This window comes from Aestuariibaculum marinum (assembly GCF_014596975.1).
Taxonomy (GTDB): domain Bacteria; phylum Bacteroidota; class Bacteroidia; order Flavobacteriales; family Flavobacteriaceae; genus Aestuariibaculum; species Aestuariibaculum marinum.
Map to the genome: position 1 here is coordinate 658,515 of NZ_JACVXD010000001.1, position 17,927 is coordinate 676,441.

At 36.0% G+C, this 17,927-nt stretch carries 16 protein-coding genes; 4 read left to right on the top strand and 12 right to left on the bottom strand.

All coding sequences use genetic code 11. From position 1 onward, the window contains the following. Window positions 1-2: 2 nt before the first annotated feature. From ICJ85_RS02935 to ytxJ, 3 genes are all read right to left on the bottom strand, one after another. On the bottom strand, window positions 3-1,688 hold the full coding sequence (locus tag ICJ85_RS02935; RefSeq protein ID WP_188222267.1) for an RluA family pseudouridine synthase: 1,686 nt from the start codon (window positions 1,686-1,688) through the stop codon (window positions 3-5). 84 nt (window positions 1,689-1,772) lie between these two features. Beyond that, window positions 1,773-2,180: a gamma-glutamylcyclotransferase family protein gene (locus tag ICJ85_RS02940; protein ID WP_188222268.1), complete on the bottom strand. Its 408-nt coding sequence runs from the start codon at window positions 2,178-2,180 to the stop codon at window positions 1,773-1,775. 139 nt (window positions 2,181-2,319) lie between these two features. After that, entirely contained in the window at window positions 2,320-2,709 is a 390-nt protein-coding gene (gene ytxJ / locus ICJ85_RS02945) for a bacillithiol system redox-active protein YtxJ (protein WP_188222269.1), read from the bottom strand. Window positions 2,710-2,902: 193 nt separating this feature from the next. On the opposite strand from ytxJ, the gene clpB reads away from it, so the two are divergent. The 3 genes from clpB (at window position 2,903) to deoC (ICJ85_RS02960) (ending at window position 7,295) form a co-directional block, all read left to right on the top strand. Beyond that, window positions 2,903-5,509 carry an ATP-dependent chaperone ClpB gene (gene clpB, locus ICJ85_RS02950; protein WP_188222270.1) on the top strand — a complete coding sequence of 869 codons (2,607 nt, stop codon included), beginning with the start codon at window positions 2,903-2,905 and terminating at the stop codon, window positions 5,507-5,509. Between the two features lie 339 nt (window positions 5,510-5,848). Then, window positions 5,849-6,508 (top strand): deoxyribose-phosphate aldolase, encoded by a 660-nt coding sequence (gene deoC / locus ICJ85_RS02955; protein ID WP_188222271.1) that lies wholly within the window; start codon window positions 5,849-5,851, stop codon window positions 6,506-6,508. 139 nt (window positions 6,509-6,647) lie between these two features. After that, the gene (gene deoC, locus ICJ85_RS02960) at window positions 6,648-7,295 is read left to right on the top strand and encodes a deoxyribose-phosphate aldolase (protein ID WP_188222272.1); all 648 of its coding nucleotides are present in this window, start codon (window positions 6,648-6,650) and stop codon (window positions 7,293-7,295) included. Between the two features lies 1 nt (window position 7,296). Here deoC (ICJ85_RS02960) and ICJ85_RS02965 read toward each other — a convergent pair whose 3' ends face one another. Genes ICJ85_RS02965 through pxpA form a run of 3 tightly spaced genes read right to left on the bottom strand, consistent with a single transcriptional unit; the run spans window position 7,297 to window position 9,617 of the window. Further along, complete coding sequence (locus ICJ85_RS02965; protein ID WP_188222273.1) at window positions 7,297-8,148, bottom strand: 5-oxoprolinase subunit C family protein; 852 nt, start codon at window positions 8,146-8,148, stop codon at window positions 7,297-7,299. Next, window positions 8,141-8,872 (bottom strand): 5-oxoprolinase subunit PxpB, encoded by a 732-nt coding sequence (gene pxpB, locus ICJ85_RS02970; RefSeq protein WP_188222274.1) that lies wholly within the window; start codon window positions 8,870-8,872, stop codon window positions 8,141-8,143. Before pxpB ends, ICJ85_RS02965 begins: the two co-directional genes overlap by 8 nt. Window positions 8,873-8,876: 4 nt before the next feature. Continuing rightward, window positions 8,877-9,617, bottom strand: coding sequence for a 5-oxoprolinase subunit PxpA (pxpA, locus tag ICJ85_RS02975; protein WP_188222275.1), 741 nt, complete (start codon window positions 9,615-9,617; stop codon window positions 8,877-8,879). Window positions 9,618-9,875: 258 nt separating this feature from the next. Here pxpA and ICJ85_RS02980 point away from each other — a divergent pair, with 258 nt between their 5' ends. Beyond that, the gene (locus tag ICJ85_RS02980; protein ID WP_188222276.1) at window positions 9,876-10,400 is read left to right on the top strand and encodes a DUF5004 domain-containing protein; all 525 of its coding nucleotides are present in this window, start codon (window positions 9,876-9,878) and stop codon (window positions 10,398-10,400) included. 42 nt (window positions 10,401-10,442) lie between these two features. On the opposite strand, the gene ICJ85_RS02985 is transcribed toward ICJ85_RS02980, so the two are convergent. The 6 genes from ICJ85_RS02985 to ICJ85_RS03010 all read right to left on the bottom strand — a co-directional run bounded on the left by ICJ85_RS02985 (window position 10,443) and on the right by ICJ85_RS03010 (window position 17,775). After that, on the bottom strand, window positions 10,443-11,978 hold the full coding sequence (locus ICJ85_RS02985; protein WP_188222277.1) for a YifB family Mg chelatase-like AAA ATPase: 1,536 nt from the start codon (window positions 11,976-11,978) through the stop codon (window positions 10,443-10,445). 143 nt (window positions 11,979-12,121) lie between these two features. Beyond that, the gene (locus ICJ85_RS02990; protein WP_188222278.1) at window positions 12,122-13,390 is read right to left on the bottom strand and encodes an alginate export family protein; all 1,269 of its coding nucleotides are present in this window, start codon (window positions 13,388-13,390) and stop codon (window positions 12,122-12,124) included. 60 nt (window positions 13,391-13,450) lie between these two features. Beyond that, window positions 13,451-14,275 carry an ABC transporter ATP-binding protein gene (locus ICJ85_RS02995; protein WP_188222279.1) on the bottom strand — a complete coding sequence of 275 codons (825 nt, stop codon included), beginning with the start codon at window positions 14,273-14,275 and terminating at the stop codon, window positions 13,451-13,453. An 11-nt stretch (window positions 14,276-14,286) separates the two neighbouring features. After that, on the bottom strand, window positions 14,287-15,132 hold the full coding sequence (locus tag ICJ85_RS03000; protein WP_188222280.1) for an ABC transporter ATP-binding protein: 846 nt from the start codon (window positions 15,130-15,132) through the stop codon (window positions 14,287-14,289). Between the two features lie 34 nt (window positions 15,133-15,166). Further along, window positions 15,167-16,273 carry an ABC transporter permease gene (locus ICJ85_RS03005; protein ID WP_188222281.1) on the bottom strand — a complete coding sequence of 369 codons (1,107 nt, stop codon included), beginning with the start codon at window positions 16,271-16,273 and terminating at the stop codon, window positions 15,167-15,169. A gap of 113 nt (window positions 16,274-16,386) precedes the next feature. Then, window positions 16,387-17,775: a CmpA/NrtA family ABC transporter substrate-binding protein gene (locus ICJ85_RS03010; protein WP_188222282.1), complete on the bottom strand. Its 1,389-nt coding sequence runs from the start codon at window positions 17,773-17,775 to the stop codon at window positions 16,387-16,389. Window positions 17,776-17,927: the final 152 nt, after the last annotated feature.

Below are 17,927 nucleotides of genomic sequence, written 5' to 3' on the forward strand. Positions count from 1 at the left end.
AATTAAAAGGGTGCTTCGCAAACAATCGTCAACACTTCCTTTGTTATTGGATGAACAAAAGTCAGTTGCTCAGCATGTAAATGCAGTCGGTTTGCTTTTACACCATATAAATCATCGCCAATTATAGGGATTTGCAATCCTTTACTATGCGCTGCATGCACACGTAGCTGATGCGTACGTCCTGTAACCGGATAAAAATGGATTCTGGTTTTACCATTTTCTATAGCCTGAACCTCGAAATTGGTTACAGCAGGTTTACCATGTTCATAACACACCAATTGTTGGGGACGGTTATCTAAATCGACCCGCAATGGTAAATCTACCTGCCCTGTTTTTGCTTTAAGTTCACCATCTAACAATGCGACATAACGCTTTTTAACCGAACGTTCTATAAACTGTTTTTGCAAATGCTTATGAATACGTTCATTTTTTGCCACCAGTAACAATCCAGAGGTAGACATATCTAAGCGATGAACCAACAAAGGGCCTTTTGCTTTAGGCAAGTAAGCTCTCATTTTTGTTAATACAGATTGACTATAGGTTTTCCCAGGTACCGATAAAAACTCATGAGGTTTATTTACTAATAACAAATACTCATCTTCGTAAACGATTTCTAAATCAGCCTCATAACTTATAGCTTGCTCAATGGGATTTGCATCTACCTGAAGTCCTTGCATCATATGTCCTAAAATAGGCTCGCACTTACTTCGGCAAGACGGATAAAACTGCTTGTGCTTGCGCACTTCAGACTTTGGCGAAGCCCCCCACCAGAATTCGGCCATAGCGATTGGCTTAAATCCATTTTCATAAGCATATTGAAATAACTTTGGCGCAGCACACTCCCCGGAGCCAGCCGGAGGAATTGGTGATTTGGTGTCTTTAAAAATGTCTAAAAGGTCTTTAACTTCTCCTTCTGCATTTAAAAATTGATATTGCTGATGAATACGTTTTTGTAATCCTGACGATTGCTTAGCACGTTTATCTTTTAAATCCGCTATAGGCTGCAAATAGTTATTTAATTCAATTTCGGCTTGCTTAATTTTTTGCTCCCACTCGTATTTCAAATACTTTAATCGTAATTGATAACCTATACTCTGCTCCTTCAGCTCATTAAAAAGTTCCTGAAATGCTTCATCGCTTAAAACCGGTTTAGCCTCATCGCGCTTTTTATTGCGTTTCTTTTTTTCAGCTTTCATCAAAGCTTTAAATGCTTTGATTTCAGTTTCCGCAAGAGCTTTTGATTTTTTTAAAGCATCTTTTGCTTTTTGAAGTTCGGTCGCAGATTCTAAATTTTCAATTTGTCGATTTAATACATTTAATTCTGCTTCACCTTTTTTATAAAAACCATCAATATTCAACGTATTATAAATAGGCGGCACAAAACCTTCGAGATAATTATTATCTGATAATTTTCCTGAAAATGCAGCAAGATATCCTATCCTCCCCTCATCATTTTTTACCACCATCACACCAAACATCTTTCCTATAACCAAACCTTCCATGGTTTGATCAAGTCCGAAATTGTGAACAAAATCTGTTTGAGATTCCAAATACGCTTGCAAATCTTTTGCTGCTTCTACACATAGCTCATGAGGCTCATAGTAAAACGGAAAGGTAAACTTTTCAGGTAACGCTACCTTTTCACTATGTTGTAAAGGATGAAATCGAGAATCGCAAAAATGAGTCATATCGGGATTTAAAAGCGCTGCAAAGAAATGAAATTTTACTCGAAAACAACTAATAGTGTGTTTCTTCTATTGTTTTCCTACACTTTAAGATTCTAAATACCTTCCTGACGGAATTAACCTTAAGTTAAGTGTTGGTAAATTATATTCATAAACCCATGTTTTTACTGTATGTCCAGCCTCCATGTAAGCTTCAACAATAATACGTTTAAATAGATCTAAATCGGTTTGTTCTGCTGCTATGCCTTCGTATTCATCCAGAACTTTAAACACCAATTCCTGATTGGTAATTTTATAAATACTACCATATACTTTTTTCGACATATCGCTGCTAGAAACAGCACCAGGAAATTCATTAACATCATACAGCCTTCCACAAAAAAAGCCTTTTCCAACAAATTCTGCATGCTGTTCTAAAAACTGAGACATTTCGTTATTACAATCCTGCAATAACGTACCATAGACAAATAAATACTTAGATTTCAATTGTTTCATCAATAATTTTCTTTTTCAAAAATAGCCTTCAAATAGTCAAGAATTCACTAAAAACAGCAAGTTCCCTTCTTTTAAATATACTTAAAAATTGAAAAACGAAAAATAAAAAAATAGTAAATTCAGGTCAACAACCCGGTGTTTAAAGGTATTTCTCTAATTCTAAATCATTTATACCTCCGTGGCTATCATGCACTGAAACTACTCCATTTTTTATAACTAACAACTGTGGAGATTCATGATAAACACCAAATTTTTGAGCGATTTCATTTGATATCTCTCTGTAGTTTAGCAAATCCAGATAATACAAATCGGCTTGATCTTCTGAAATCTGATAATCAGTCTCAAACTGATTTTTTACCATACGACTAATTCCACAACGCGTAGAGTGTTTAAAAATGATCTGAGGTTTTTCTGAAGATTTTTCCGCAATACCTTGAAGTTGCTCTATACCCTCTAAGTCAATCCACTGTAAGGTTTTCTCCTCTTTCTTATCCGTTGAATGTTTTAAAAATTTATTAAATATTCCCATAAATATATTCTATTCTTAAGCATAAGTCGTAACTCTTGTAATTCCTTACAACTGACTAATCGTCATTTAAAAACCAAACAAACAAGACATTTTGTCTCGCTTATTGTGATGGTAAGGTTATTGACTTATTGATCGTGTAAAGAAACTAAAATTAAACGAATCGCTTCGGCGAAACACTAATAAAAGAACACTTATGAACTTAAATAATTATACCATTAAATCACAAGAAGCCATACAGCAAGCGCAACAAATAGCGCAAGGCTTCGGTCATCAACAAATTGAAAACGAACACCTTTTTAAAGGTATTCTTGAAGTTGATGAAAATGTACTCCCATTCATTTTAAAAAAATTAAATGTCAATATTGGTATTTTAGAACAAGCGTTAGACAAGCAGATTGAAAGCTTTTCTAAAGTTACCGGTAGTGAGCTCATGCTTTCCCGAGAAGCAGGAAAAACACTTAATGAAGCTTCTATTATTGCTAAAAAAATGAAAGATGAATATGTTTCAATCGAACATTTAATCATCGCCATTTTTAAGTCGAATAGCAAAATAGCGCAGATGCTAAAAGACCAGGGCGTAACAGAAAAATCATTAACTGCTAGCATCCAAGAATTACGTAAAGGCGAAAATGTAACGTCTCAAAGTCAAGAAGAAACTTATAATGCTTTAAACAAATATGCTAAAAACCTAAACCAATTAGTAAAGGACGGGAAATTAGATCCTGTTATTGGTCGTGATGAAGAAATTCGAAGAATATTGCAGATTCTATCACGTCGTACTAAAAACAACCCTATACTCGTTGGTGAACCCGGTACTGGTAAAACTGCTATTGCCGAAGGTTTAGCACACAGAATAGTTGATGGCGATATTCCTGAAAACTTAAAAGACAAGCAAATTTTTGCTTTGGATATGGGCGCATTAATTGCAGGTGCCAAATACAAAGGCGAATTTGAAGAACGTTTAAAAGCAGTTGTTAAAGAAGTAACAACAAGCGAAGGGGATATCGTATTATTTATCGATGAGATTCACACCCTCGTTGGTGCTGGCGGTGGACAAGGCGCCATGGATGCCGCAAACATCTTGAAACCAGCTTTAGCACGTGGCGAACTGCGCGCTATTGGAGCAACAACTTTAGATGAATATCAAAAATACTTTGAAAAGGACAAAGCCTTAGAGCGTCGTTTCCAAAAAGTCATGGTCGATGAACCAGATACCGAAAGTGCTATATCTATTTTACGAGGTATTAAAGAAAAATACGAAACACACCATAAAGTGCGCATTAAAGACGAAGCCATTATTGGTGCTGTAGAGTTATCGCAACGCTATATTACCAACCGTTTCTTACCAGATAAGGCAATTGACTTAATGGATGAGGCTGCTTCGAAATTACGTATGGAAATCAACTCGAAACCTGAAGAACTTGATGTTTTAGATAGAAAGATCATGCAGTTGGAAATTGAGATTGAAGCCATTAAGCGTGAAAAAGATGAAACTAAGCTAAAAGCGTTAAAAGCAGATTTAGCAAACATTAAAGAACATCGTAACGAGATTAATGCCAAATGGAAAAGTGAGAAAGAAGTAGTAGATAATATTCAAAACACAAAACAAGATATTGAAAACTATAAGCTTGAAGCTGAACGCGCCGAACGTGATGGCGACTATGGAAAAGTAGCCGAGTTACGCTATGGTAAAATAAAAGAAGCTCAGGAACAACTTGAAAGCTACCAAAAACAATTACAAGAGCAATCTGAAAACTCTCTAATAAAAGAAGAAGTTACTTATGATGATATTGCTGAAGTGGTTGCAAAATGGACCGGCATCCCTGTTACAAAAATGCTTCAAAGTGAGCGCGAAAAGCTATTGAAGCTTGAAGATGAATTACACAAGCGTGTCGTTGGACAGGAAGAAGCTATTGAAGCTGTTAGTGATGCTGTGCGAAGAAGTCGGGCAGGTTTACAAAACCCACAAAAGCCAATCGGTACATTCTTGTTCCTAGGAACGACAGGAGTTGGTAAAACTGAGCTAGCAAAAGCTTTGGCTGAATACCTGTTTGATGATGAAAACGCCATGACCCGTATCGACATGAGTGAATATCAAGAACGCCATGCCGTGAGTCGTTTAGTTGGTGCTCCTCCGGGATACGTAGGTTACGATGAAGGTGGTCAGTTAACCGAAGCTGTAAGACGTAAACCGTATTCGGTGGTGTTATTAGATGAAATTGAAAAAGCACACCCAGACACCTTCAATATTTTATTACAAGTATTAGACGAAGGTCATTTAACGGACAATAAAGGACGTGTGGCAGACTTTAAAAACACCATCATTATCATGACTTCCAATATAGGTAGTCAGATTATACAGGAACGCTTTGAAGCTACCAAAGATTTGAATTCCGCTATTGAATCCGCTAAGATTGATGTACTGGCTTTATTAAAGCAAAGTGTGCGACCAGAGTTTTTAAATCGTATCGACGATACTATTATGTTCACTCCTTTATCAAAAGAAAACATTAGAGATATTGTTGGTTTACAACTTAAAAACATCACTAAAATGATTAACAAACAAGGCATCACTTTTGATGCCACTGAAGAAGCTATAACCTATTTAGCCGAAAAAGGATACAATCCTGAATACGGTGCTAGACCAGTAAAACGCGTTATTCAAAAAGAAGTATTAAACGCATTAAGTAAAGAAATACTCGCCGGAACAGTCACTACAGATAGCATCATACTTCTTGATGCCTTTGATGACAAGCTTGTATTTAGAAACCAAAATGATCTGGTCTCAAAGGAAGTTTAATATCATAGTTTAACTAAAATAAAGGTTACCTGCAGGTAACCTTTATTTATTTTAAAACCAATCAACTCCAACAACCTCTATCAAACAACAGAATATCAATAATTTAACAAACAAAAACCGGTTAAAACCCGATTAATAAGTTGTTTTTTCTTTCAAATTAAGAATGATTATTGTATCTTAACGAACAAGTAGTTACAATAAATTGTTAATAAAATGAACCTATAAAAAAAAAAAAAAGTACGTTAAAATTAGTTAAATTTGCCCCTTAAGTAGTCCCCAAAACTACCAGGCTCGTATATAAAACGAGAATATTAATAGCATTAAAACCTACTCATCCCTATGAATATATCTAAGCATATAGAATATACTCTGTTAAAACCTACAACAACAGAACGTGAAATTATCGACCTTTGTTACGAAGCTATTCAAAACGATTACTACGGCGTCTGCATAAATAGCTCTTATGTAGCTTTAGCTCGTCAGCTTCTGGAAAACTCCCCTACGAAAGTCTGTTCTGTTGTTGGATTTCCATTTGGAGCAATGTCTACCGATGCTAAAGTATTTGAAGCCAAAAAGGCTATCGAAGATGGTGCTGAAGAAATTGAAATGGTAATAAACCTAGGGTTCCTTAAAAGTAAAAATTACGTGTCTGTTTTAAAAGATATTAGCGATGTTAAAATGGCAATCGGGAACACCACTTTAAAGGTTATTTTAGAAATTTCAGAATTAAATAAAAACGAAATAATAAAAGCTTGTGAAATTTGCTTAGATGCTAATGTCGATTTCATTAAAACCTCAAGTGGCTTCTCAAAGGGAGGAGCTACGCTAACCGCTACAAAAATCATTAAAAAAACCATAAAAGACGCTGCTAAAATAACAGCTTCAGGGGATATTGAAGACCTTGAAACCAGCATGAAATACCTGGAAGTTGGCGTGCATCGTATCGGCTTCAATGCTCTTTTAAATAAGAAAACAAAAAAAGCTAGACCTATCTCCTAATTAGGCAGCGCTTTATAAAACACCTTACTCTAGTTCAGTAAACACAATACCTTCTTGCGTTATTTTTTTTACACGTAATTTGTATTATATTTACTGAACTATTTATACACACTTCTTTTTAGTATAACCGCAACATATTATGACACACCTTAGCAGTTATATCGACCACACCCTTTTAAAACCTACAGCTACAGAAGCTGAGATTATAAAACTATGTGAAGAAGCTAAGAAATTCCGATTTTTCTCGGTGTGTACCAACAGTTATTTTACAGCACTGACCAAAGAGCATACAAAAAACAGCAACGTAAAAGTTTGCACGGTGGTCGGCTTTCCCTTAGGTGCCATGAGTACCGAAGCTAAAGTTTACGAAACCATACAAGCTATGAAGGATGGCACCGATGAAATAGATATGGTTATAAATTTAGGCTTACTGAAAGCTAAAGACTATACCGGCGTTGTTAGAGATATTGCATCAGTAAAAAACAGACTACCTAACAATGTATTAAAAGTTATCATAGAAACCTGCTATTTAACGGATGACGAAATTATAAAAGCCTGCGAGCTTAGCATTCAGGCTGGTGCAGACTTCATAAAGACCTCTACAGGTTTTGGGCCACACGGTGCAACCCTTGAACATGTGAAATTAATGAAGACTACCTCTAATGGTCGTGTAAAAATTAAAGCCTCAGGAGGTATAAAGGATTTTAAAACAGCCATTGAATACATTAAAATAGGCGTAGATCGCATAGGCACATCTGCCGGCATCACAATCGTTACAGGAAAGTAAACTAATACTCCAACATTTTAAACTGCATCTTATCTCCTGTAAATTTTTGAGACAAACAATTAATTGAAGATTCCTTAAGCTGTAATACTCTTGGGTACCCTCCCGTAGTTTGGCAATCTCTCATCAAAACGATTAATTGACCTGAAGGCGTCAATTGCACTGTACCAGGAAGCACAGGAGAGGTTATAATTGGCTCTAAATTATTCTCAAAACTCTCCTCAAACTGATAAGCCATACGGCTATTGTTTTTAGAAATAGTGTATTTAGAAGACATTAAAACAGACTGCTGCTCAGGGGTCAGCAAATCAAATTCGGGGCCTTTAAACACTTCCAATACATTACCTTTAAAATTATCAATCTTAACTTTAATTAATGAATTCTTTTTTATTGAAAATAAATTATTTACATCAATTTTAATATAATCGTTTTTCAACAAAACACTTTGTTCCGTAACGCCTTTATACATGCTTCTACTCCCCAAGACCTCTTCAGAAAGAATCCCTCCTAACACAGCCAGATAACCTCTAACTCCTTTTTTTAATCTTCCAAACGAAAGCACATCTCCTTTATTTATTTCAACAGGCTTATTTTGCTGAATGTTTTCGTTATTAATTTTCGGAGAAATATCAGCGCCTGTAATACAAATAAACGTATTACATTCAAATTGTAAAGTAAGACCTAAAACCGTCATTTCAATAACTGCTAAATCTGGAGCATTACCTAAAATTACATTAGCTAATCCTGCCGAATAGCGATCCATAACACCAGAATATGGCACACCATATTGCTGACAATTGAATCGCCCAAAATCCTGAATACTGGAGTAAAACCCCGGTTTTAAAACTTTAATCACTAATCACCTCGCTTTCCATCTGATATACCCCTGCATCAATTAAGACTTTTATATCATGATACTCATTGATTGATATTGGCTTAAACTTTATCCTGTCACCAGGCGCAACAAAACATGGTGATTTTTTATTCACATCAAATAAAGAAACAGGTGTATTTCCAATAACATTCCAACCACCGGGACTAGCCATTGGGTAAATTCCTGTTTGATTACCTCCAATAGCCACAGCTCCTTTTTCAATTTGTAAACGTGGTGTTGATTTTCTAGGTGTATGAAGTTTACCATCCAGACCTCCGAGATATAAAAAGCCTGGTAAAAAACCAACGAAGTAAGTAGTATAAACAACCGCAGAATGCAAATCGATAATTTCAGATTTTGACATGTTTTTTTCTAAAGACAACTCGCTTAAATCTATCCCAAAAGCATCATCATAACAAACAGGAATTATCCATTGTCGAAAGTTCTGTTCTATCGCTTCTATTTCTGTATTATAGATTTTATTTATAGTTGATACTTCTAAATCATAATTTTTTAAAACAAAACCATAAACAACTAATAATGAACAGTATGATTGTTTTATTTCAAGTATTTGTTTAAGGCATAATTTTTCTATTTTAGATTTAAAATCAAGAACATCTCTTAAGATATTTTCATTAATTTCCTGCGGCCATTCAATTAAAATAGCTCGTTCTCCATAGGGTTTATATGCTAAATTATATGTCATAAACCTAATAAATTTTTACCCCTTTTTCCTCAAGCCTTTTCCATAAATTTTCAACCAATTTAATAGCCTCTGAATTGTCGCCATGTACACAAACCGTATCAACTCGAATAGGCACATTTGTACCGTCAATACTTTTAACTTCTCGCATTGAAATCATTCTGTACACATGTTCAAACATATCATCAACATCATGAATCAAGGCATCCTTTTTTACTCTTGAAACTAAAGACAAGTCGTCATTATAATTTCTATCAGCAAACACTTCATAAACAATAGGGATGTTATGCTGAACCGCCAAATCGGCTATTACCGACCCATAAGGCACATACAACTGAACAGGCGTAGCATATGTTTTTAAAACCTCAATAACAACTCCGGCGAGTTTTTTATCGGCCGCAGCCATATTATATAAAGCGCCATGGGGTTTTACATGATGCAAACTTACCTGCTCTTCTCTTAAAATCTTCAATAAACCATCTACCTGATGTTTTAATGATTCAAACAAAGCTGCATAAGGCATTTCCATAGCCTGACGTCCAAAATTTTCTTTATCAGGAAACGATGGGTGTGCTCCAACTTTTACCTGATGCACTTTGGCTAATTTCACAACCTTCCGCATCGTACCTTCATCGCCAGCATGTCCGCCACATGCAATATTACATGAAGACAAAAACGGCATTAATTGCTCCTCATTATCTACACCCTCACCCACATCTGCATTAATATCTACGTGAAACAATTCCATATTCTTTAAATTTCAACAGCTAATCTATTAAACAAAATTTTTAAGGTAAACGAAGGTAGCTATATCTCAATTCAAAAACAAAACAAGTAGGATTTAGACAAACGCCAAACCAACAAAACTTTACAATCAACTTAAAACATAACACTATACAACTCATAAACAATCTATTACATTTTTATTAAAAAAAATCCTTTTCAGTCAACGCAACGTTTTTTAATTCTTCTCATCTACTAATTAAATTAAAACATTTAATAAACTATGAAAAAGACCATTTTACTTGTAAAAAGCTTGATGCTAACTGGAATTTTAGCTGTAAGTTGTAACGATGACAACGACTATAAATGTCCGGAAGCTTTTACAGGCGAATTAACAGAAACCGAAACTAACTTTACAGGGCTTTGGAAACTAAAAAGTATTGTTACCGAGGAAGAAATTGACTTAACAGATGATGACATTGATAACCCTACAACCGATTTATTTAGTCAGTTTACAGAATGCCAACAGGATGTTGCTTACAACTTTAATAACGATCGCAGCTATAGTTATTTAGCCGGAACAACTGTAACAGATTGCGAAAACAAACAAACCATTTCTGGAACCTGGGAATTAAATGAAGCTTCTGTTTTATCTCTTGTAGTAAGCTGCGCTAAACAATCAAGCATTATAGAAGTAAACGAAACCAATACCGAGTTTACTATCGAAACGACATACAATTTTGTTGATGTTAATGACATAAGTGTAACTTCCGTAACAACATCGACTTACGAGAAGGAAACAAATTAAAAACAATTGATTAAAGAGTAAAGTTTAGGCTTTACTCTTTTTTTATCCCAACCACCCTTCTCTATCTAAACTCCGATACTGAATTGCTTCACTAATATGCGATCCGTTTACATCTTCCGAACCTTCCAAATCTGCAATGGTTCTGGATACTTTCAAAATTCTATCGTAAGCTCTAGCTGATAAATTTAATCGCTCCATAGCCGTTTTTAACAATGTTTTTGATGCGTCATCCAACACACAATATTTCCTTATTTGCTTGGTATTCATTTGTGCGTTATAATGAACTGAATCAGATTCCAAAAATCGTTTTGTTTGAATAACTCTAGCCTTAGTTACTCGTTTTCTAATCTCTACCGAAGATTCACTCTTTCTATCTTCAGAAAGCTTTTCAAACGGCACCGGAGTGACTTCTATATGAATATCAATACGATCTAACAGTGGCCCGGAAATCTTACTTAAATACCGTTGCATCTCTGCTGGACTCGACGTTACGGGCGCATCCGGATCGTTAAAATAACCACCAGGGCTCGGATTCATACTCGCTACCAACATAAACGACGACGGGTACGTTACCGTGAACTTCGCTCTGGAAATCGTCACTTCCCGATCTTCCAACGGCTGCCTCATCACCTCTAACACCTCTCGTTTAAACTCGGGTAATTCATCCAGAAACAATACACCGTTATGAGACAAGGATATTTCACCAGGCTGAGGATAGCTCCCTCCACCGACTAAAGCAACATTGCTAATAGTATGGTGTGGACTTCGAAAGGGACGTTGTGCCATCAATCCACTGTCTTTAACCCGACCAACAACCGAATGTATTTTTGTCGTTTCTAAAGCTTCATGAAGCGTCATAGGCGGCAAAATACTAGGTAAGCGTTTTGCCAACATGGTTTTTCCCGCTCCAGGCGGACCAATTAAAATAATATTATGTCCTCCCGCAGCCGCTATCTCCATACAGCGTTTAATACCTTCCTGCCCTTTAACATCACTAAAATCAAACTCAGGGAATTCTAAGTTTTTATAAAACTCATCTCTTGTATTAATAACGGTTTGCTCAAGCGACTCACCTTTATCAAAATAATCAATCACTTGTTTAATATTCTCTACGCCGTAAATCTCAAGATTATCAACTATAGCCGCTTCTTTTGCATTTTGAACAGGAAGAATAAATCCTTTAAACCCTTCTTCTCGCGCTTTAACCGCGATAGGAAGCGCACCTTTTATAGGTTGTAAACTTCCATCCAATGAAAGTTCACCCATAATTAAATATCTATCTAAATTTTCTGCATTAATTTGTTTGGATGCTGCCAGAATACCAATCGCCAAAGTTAAATCGTAGGCACTGCCTTCTTTTCGCAAATCGGCAGGCGCCATATTGATTGTGATTTTCTTACCCGGGATTTTATAGCCGTTATTCTGCAGCGCAGCCGCAATGCGATAATTACTCTCTTTAATCGCATTATCTGGTAAACCTACCAAATGGTAGCCAATACCTGAATCAATATTAACCTCAACAGTGATTGTGGTGGCTTCAACACCAAAAACGGCACTTCCAAATACTTTTTTTAGCATACATCTTAATTTTCTCTTATAAATGTAAGAAAAGTATTTTAAACGATTCTAAAACAAGAATCAACAAAAAAATCCCGCATAAAGCAGGATTCCGTTAGGGTCAATAAAAATTATTCTCTCAATTTATATAGACACTATTTTTATTAGTTTAAAAATTTAGGTTTAAGTACTAACATCGCCCATGCCCAGTTTTGACCATCGGCAGCAGCATCTTCAGAAACACCTTTTAGCGCATACATGCCATCGGCAGCAAACATTTGCGAATACCCCATAACCAAAGCATAACCTTTAAATTGCTTTTTAAACACTAAATCAATTTCTGTTCCCAATGCTTTATCTCCACTTGGTAAATCCTGTTCTCCACTAAAGTTTAAAGCTTTCACTAATAAACTTGAGGTTTCACTCAGCTTAAAGTTTGCACTTACATGCACATCAAATAATCCCACTGAGTTTGCATGATTGCCTACGTAGAAATAATCCATAAACCCGTTAAATTTATGATTGGTTCCATATAACGGAAAGAACGCTCCAGTTTCACCTGCATCGCCATCATTACCACTTATAATTTCAAGACCTGCACCTAAACCTACTTTAGAAGATGCTTTAAAACTTAAATCAAGACTTACTAAATACGCACCTTTTACATCAACTTCACCTTGTCTTTGTCCGGTTTGAAGAAATGCATTTGCAGCTATTCCAAAACCTCCTGCTTTGTAATCTAAATGTGTTCCAAAGGTTTGAAGGTTACTTGTTCCGTCTGGCGCATCAGTATCATCGAATTCCTGAAACCCATTATTCATAAATAATAAACTACCTGATAATTTTTCCCAAGATTGGCTTAAATGCGCCATTTGCATGGTTTTATAAGAGAAAAAACCTGTTGTATTATACCCTGTTCCTACATTTACGAATCCTGTTGGATGCGAATAATCCTGATTGAAAGCAAATGCTACATCCAATGCAAATTTTTCCTTTTTATATTTTAACAATGCAGCATCATGATTACGACCTTGTTGCGCCCAGTCTAATCCACCTAAAATTCTTTGATCATCATAAGATAATACCTGACGCCCTAGTTTAGTCGTCCAACCTGAACCTAAATTAAGTTCTGCCCAAGCTTGAAATACCGCGAAAGAGTTATTTTGATCGTAAGGTAAAATCTGTCTGTTTTCACCCCAAACCATTACATCTTGTAAGCTTAAATAAAATTTATAAGACTCAGTTGCAAAACCTGCATTTAGTCGCGCTCTAGCCGATATACCAAAACCTGCATCGGCATCATCAGCAATAAGACCCCCAAATCCATGACGGTATTCAGCTCTTGGCCGGAATTCTCCGTCTAAAGTAAATTGCGCATGCACAAATTGTAAGCACCCTAATAATAGCCCTAGAATTACATATTGTTTTTTCATGTGTTCGTTTTTAAGTTAAAAATTGGTTAGTTTGTTTTTATTTGGTTTGTTTTTCTGTTTTTAATGCTCTAAGAAATCAATAAGATGTTTTCTGTATTTATAATAATCGTCATGCTCTAGAACTGCTTTTCGGGTTCTTGGACGTTCAAAATCGATATTTAGTATATCTCCGATTTTAGCTTTAGGACCACTGGTCATCATTACCACACGATCTGCTAAAAAGATTGCTTCATCCACATCATGCGTAATCATCACCGCTGTAATTTTTTCTTTATTCCAGATTTCAATTAAAATATCCTGAAGTTCGCCACGTGTTAAAGAATCTAACATCCCGAAAGGCTCATCTAACAACAATACTTTTGGTTTTATCGCGAAAGCTCTAGCAATACCTACACGTTGCTGCATCCCCTGAGATAGATCGGATGCTTTTTTATGGAAGGCATCTTCTAAACCTACTTTTTGTAAATAGTATTTAGCGATATCTGTACGTTGTGCTTTGGTAGCATGCGGAAATACCTGATTAACTCCTAACATCACATTTTGAAGTGAAGTCATCCAAGGCATTAAACTTGGCGCCTGAAAAATGACGCCTCGATCTGGCCCTGGCCCTTTAATATGATGCCCTAATACCGAAATATTGCCTCCTGAGATTTCATTTAGACCAGCAATCATCGACAACATGGTAGTTTTACCACATCCTGAATGCCCAATAATGGTTACGAATTCTTCTTTCATAATCTGAAGATTTAAATCTTCAAGAACGACATAATCGCCTTTAGGTGTTGGGTACACTTTTTTCAGATGTTTCAAATCCAACATCACATCTTCATGAAAGGCTATACCGTTTTCGGTTACTATATCTGTATGTTCTGTATTTGTAATCATAGTTTTTCGTATTAAAAGTGTCCGACAAAGCTCTTTGGGGTTAAATCTGGTAATTCATAAACTTCCTGTTCTACCGATTTACGCTCATTTCCTATATCCATTAAGTATTCGATAATCGCATTTCTCGTTTCTTTAAAATTCGCATTATCGTTAAGCTCGGTTTTATCACGCGGACGTTCAATATCAATTTTAAACTCCGGGCCTAAAGTCGCTTTTGGCCCCGGACGTAGCGGAATAATGCGGTCGGCCATATAAATGCCTTCATCTACATCGTTAGTTATCAATAAAGCAGTTCGCTTCTCCTTTCCCCAGATATTTAAAATTTCATCCTGAAGATTCCCTCGCGTTAACGCATCTAAAGCCCCTAGTGGTTCGTCCATAATAATCATCTCTGGTTTCATCGCTAATGCTCTGGCTACAGCTACACGCTGACGCATCCCTCCTGACAACTCTTTAGGTCTTTTATTAATGGCCGGCGTTAAATTCACCATCGCTACGTATTCTGAAACGATCTCATGAAGTTCTTTTTTACTTTTTTTCGGAAAAGCTTCTTTTACAGCCATGTATATATTTTGACCAACAGTCAACCATGGTAATAGTGAGTAATTCTGAAAAATCACACCACGCTCATGACTGGTTCCTAAAACGGGTAAGCCTTTAAAAAGCACTTCACCTCGTGTGGGTTGCAATAAACCATTAATCAGGTTCACCAATGTTGTTTTACCACTTCCGGTAAACCCAACGATCGCCACAAACTCACCTTCTTCGATTGATAAATTGATATTTGAAAGCACCTCGGTTGCATGATCGCCTTGTCCGTAGGTTTTGTATACGTTATTTAATTCTAAGTATGCCATTTTCTTTAAGTTTTAAATATTAATATGCTACTTATTAAATTCCGCTGGTTTTATTGAATGATACTGTATTTTGAATGGTTAACATGATACGATCTAATAAGAAACCGATACCACCTATAACAAACATGGCAACAATAATTTTTGAATTCGAATCGATAGCACCATTCTGGAATTCTTCCCATACAAACGATCCTAATCCTGGACTTTGCGCTAATAATTCGATAGCAATAAGAACCATCCAAGCCACAGATAATGTGATTCTCAACCCTGTAAATATTAATGGTAATGAAGAAGGTAAAATCACTTTAAACACTTTCTGTACCGGCCCTAATTTTAAAACCTTAGCCACGTTGATATAATCTTTATCTACCGATGCCACCCCCATAGCAGTATTTACTAAAGTCGCCCACATAGAACACAAACCAACACTTATAAATGAGATGATGAATGCACTATCGGAATTAGAATCTTTAGTCATCGTTTTCACAATCATGAACACTAATAACAACCACACTACTGGAGATACTGGCTTAAAAATTTGAATCAACCAGTTCACTGAACTTCTTAGCGTTTTGCTCAACCCTATGATAACTCCAATTGGCACCGCAATGACTAACGCCAATAAGAATCCTGCAAATACCGTTTTTAAACTGGTTAAAATCTGATCTACGAATGATGGTCTTCCCGTATAGGTAATAGGATCTTTTCCTTCTGCAATACGCTTTGCATTTATAACAGCTGTTTTCTCTGCAAACGCAGCTTTATCTGCACTAATAATTTGATGGTCTCTTAAAAGAGATTTATAAGATTCCCAAACTTGCGCAGGAGACGGCAATGTGTTTGGTTGACAACTCACATCTCCTGAAGCAATGCAAGCTTTCATGGCATCTGCTGCCTCCTGCCCTTGTTCGGTTAAAGCTTTTTCAATCTTATATTCAGCCTCTATATTGTATAAAGATTTAGCGCCCATGTGCCATAAGCCGATAAATAAGAATATGGAAGCGATTGGCACGACTACTTTTCTCAAGAAGTTTCTAAAGCCTTCTTTATCTAAATCTCCGGTAAACAAGGATTTTAAAGTGATTAAAAATCCAAGCCCCATAAATTTGGTCACTCTATCTAATGTTATGCTCTGTTTCATCTGTTTATTTTTATTTATTTAAAGTGGTCTTATGGAATTCGCCAGAATCGTTTTGGTTAATAACTTCTCTATTCTGACCAACCTCATGATTACTAAATTCAATATTGAATATCTTATTTGTCTTTGTTTCCTATTTTGAAACTGTTTATATACCCAATCGGATCTTTTGCATCGTACGATGTTCCGTCTATAAAGTCTGTAGTTGCTGGTTTATATCCATCGGTTTGAGGAATATCTGAAGCAGGAATGTATCCTTCTTCAACTAAAAGTGAAGCTGCTTTTTTCCAGATATCAGGTCTGTAGATATCTTTAATTGTTTCAGCATACCAGTCAGCTGGTTTAGCTTCAGGAATTTGACCCCAACGACGCATTTGTGTTAAGAACCAGATACCATCTGAATAGAAAGGATATGTTGCATTATACTTATAGAATACATTAAAGTCTGGCATTTCACGTTTATCACCTTTTTCAAACTCAAACGTTCCAGTCATTGAATTTGCTAATACCACTTCATCAGCTCCTACGTATTGAGGCATAGATAAAATTTTTACTGCCTCCGCTCTGTTTCCTGGCTCATCTAACCATTTTCCTGCACGAATTAACGCTTTTGTTACCGCGATAGCTGTATTTGGATTTTCTTCAACAAACTTTTTAGTCATAACAAATACTTTCTCAGGATTGTTTTTCCAGATATCATAGTTTGTAACTACCGGTACACCAATACCTTTAAATACCGCTTGCTGATTCCATGGCTCACCTACACAATAGCCGTAAATTGTCCCTGCTTCTAAAGTCGCTGGCATCTGTGGCGGAGGCGTTACAGACAACAACACTTCTGCATCAATTTGTCCTTGTACGTTTTCTGCTGTATACATTCCCGGGTGAATTCCCGCTGCTGCTAACCAATATCTAATTTCATAGTTGTGTGTAGATACCGGAAATACCATTCCCATTTTAAAGGCTTTCCCATTATTTTTATAATCGGCAATTACAGGCTTTAAAGCATCTGCTTTAATTGGATGAACAGGTCTACCATCTTCTCCCATTGGTACATTAGCTTTCATTTTAGACCATACATCGTTAGATACTGTAATACCATTACCATTTAAGTCCATCGAAAAAGCCGTTACTAATTCTGCTTGTCTACCAAAACCAGCTCCTGCTGCAATTGGCTGCCCAGCCAACATATGCGATCCATCTAACTGACCATCTATTACTCTATCTAATACATTTTTCCAGTTTGACTGTGCTTCTACAGACACAAATAAACCTTCATCTTCAAAGAAGCCTTTTTCTTTAGCAATCGCTAAAGGTGCCATATCTGTTAATTTTATAAAACCAAAGGTTAACTGAGGTTTCTCTATATCTAAAGTTTTTGTTTTAGATACATTCGCTGCGATGTCTTCTGTAACCGCTTTCTTTTTAGAATCTTTTCCACCACAAGAAAATAGCAGTAACGAAACTGATAATACCCATGCTGATTTTTTTAATACTGATTTCATATTGAAGGAATTTTAGTTTAACTAAGTATTATTACTTATTTACTTAGCAAATATATACGTAGTTATTTAACCTTTCAATGCTTTTACTCATGTAAAACCCTCTTTTTAAACAATAAAAAAACTGTTAAAACGCAGGTTATATCTAAAACATC